Consider the following 2,309-nt stretch of genomic DNA (forward strand, 5'->3'; position numbering starts at 1 on the left):
AACCACCGACACGAGGATTTTCAATCCTCTGCTCTACCGACTGAGCTATCCGGGCGACGAGGTGTATTAAACGTGTTTTCGCGTTCTGGGTCAACATTAAATTGCAAAAAAAGTATTGTTTGATGTTTTTCTATACTTAGTGGGTTGTTTTTGTTCATTTGCGGTGAAAAACCTAGGTCTAGCATGCCCTAAAAGATCGAGAAACTACGTTTAACTAGACGGAATGAGTGCCGAAATAAAAAAAGCACGTATGAAAACGTGCTTTTATATTTAAAAATCTTCCCGAAACTTTAGTGTTTTACTTCAAACCTATTTACCCAAGCTTCTAGTTCATTAGATAGAGAGGCTAAGGTTTGGGTGCTGTTATGACTTTCGGTCACTACATTGCTTAGTTGATTACCACTTTCCTCAATCATGTTGATGCGCTTCGAGATATCATCACTCACTTGAGTTTGCTCAGCTGCTGCTGTCGCGATTTGATGGCTCATTGAAGAGATTGACTCAAGAGCAATAACAATCTGTTGTAGCGCTTCTGAGGCATTTTGAGACTCGGTTACTGTGCTCTGGCTGGTCGCTGCACACACTTCCATGGTTTGGATAGCGTTGCGAGAGCCGTCCTGAAGGTTATTGATCATTAACTGGATCTCTTTAGTGCTTGATTGCGTTCGGCCTGCAAGATTACGCACCTCATCAGCAACCACTGCAAATCCTCGACCTTGCTCGCCTGCACGAGCAGCCTCAATTGCTGCATTTAGTGCCAATAGGTTTGTCTGTTCTGCAATATCGCCAATCACATCCAATACTTTCACAATGTTGTTTACATCGTTATCTAGGTTAGCGACAGCTTCGCTTGCTGTTCCTAGTTGTCCTGCGAGGCCTTGGATATTGTCTACTGTGTTATGAATCAGGCGCTGAGTATGCTGGCTCTGTTTGTCTGCTTCATCAGTGTTGCGCGCTGTGTCTCCCGCAGAATCAGCAACGTTATTAGCTGAAGATGCCATCTCTGTCATCGCAGTTGCGATCATTTCGGTGGATTGCTGTTGTGTCTCAGTGAGTTGAGCAATAGAACCAGCGCGGTCTTCTACGCGTTGCAGCTCTCCTCGTAATGCCAACATCGAAGCATTAAGGTTAGATACCAATTCAGCCAGCGATTTACTCATTTGTTGTACTGCATGATAGATACTGCCATCGACCGCTTTAGTTTCGAAAGAGGTCTGAATGCGTCCTTCTGCTACAGCTTGTACGGCTTCTCTCACGTCTTTAGGCTCGCCACCAAGTAGTGCCAGCATTCGTTTAATAGACACGATTAAGCTAGAAAGAATAAGACCTGCAATAACAACACATAGGAATAGCTGCCATTGAGCAGTTGACCAGAAACGAGCGTTAACTTCATTGAAGCCTATACCTGTTCCTACAACCCAACCCCAATGCGGTGTTTTCTCTGCAATAGATAGTTTTTCTTCAATCGTGCCATCTGGCTGTTTTTGGGTCCAGGTGTATTCAACGATCTGACCTGTTCGGTTACCAAGTACTCTTTGGATTAATTGACCAACACTATTACCGTCTCCATCTTTAAAGTCATTAAAGCTAGTTCCGTGTAACTGAGGATCTAATGGAGTAGCGACAAACGTCATATTCTCATCGGCAACGTAGACATATTCATTGTCTTTATAAATATTGTTACGCAGCAGACGTGTCGCCAACTGTTTTGCTTGTTGTTCCTCTAACGTGCCGTCAATGGCCATCTTTTCAACTTCAGTAAGAATGCTGTATGCACTCTTAAATAGCTCAGTCACGCGAGCTTTGTTATCCATGTTGCTAGCGACTCTTAAGGTCCATAAACCTGTAGCGGTCAACGCTAGTAGGGCGACTAAAATGATGCCCGATAGTAAGTAAGCTTGCGTTTTTAGTTTCATATTTCCCCGCGCAGCAATTAAATAATAAATATTAGGTATGTTTCATCGAATCTTAATCTAAGTCGTGTAGGGCAGATATTAGAAAGATATCAAAACATGATGAAGATTAAATTTACGAAGAAAAAAAAGTAATGGAACGCTAGTTTGTTACTTTTTGTGTATTCAAGCGTGTCTTGAAAATGGCTGTAAGGGAGCGGTATTAGTCAGAGATTATCGTTGAGCAGAGGTATACGACGGAAGAGGGTTGTTTTCCAGTTTCAGTATTTAATGGGTGCCTGAATTGAAAGAGCTTTTCAGTATTGGAGTTCGACGAGACCGGAGAAAGGGGAACGATTTTTCTGAGACATTGCTTTGGCACAAAGCAGGAGCGTTAGATACGAAAAAGCCTCATCG

The 2,309-nt window shown here is 42.9% G+C and carries 1 protein-coding gene; it reads right to left on the minus strand.

Going from position 1 to position 2,309, the window contains the following annotated elements; all coding sequences use genetic code 11:
- Positions 1 to 290: 290 nt before the first annotated feature.
- Positions 291 to 1,916: a methyl-accepting chemotaxis protein gene (locus JC606_RS22980; protein WP_102426098.1), complete on the minus strand. Its 1,626-nt coding sequence runs from the start codon at positions 1,914 to 1,916 to the stop codon at positions 291 to 293.
- Positions 1,917 to 2,309: the final 393 nt, after the last annotated feature.

Origin of the sequence: Vibrio sp. IB15 (assembly GCF_016406055.1) — a bacterium.
GTDB lineage: Bacteria > Pseudomonadota > Gammaproteobacteria > Enterobacterales > Vibrionaceae > Vibrio > Vibrio chagasii.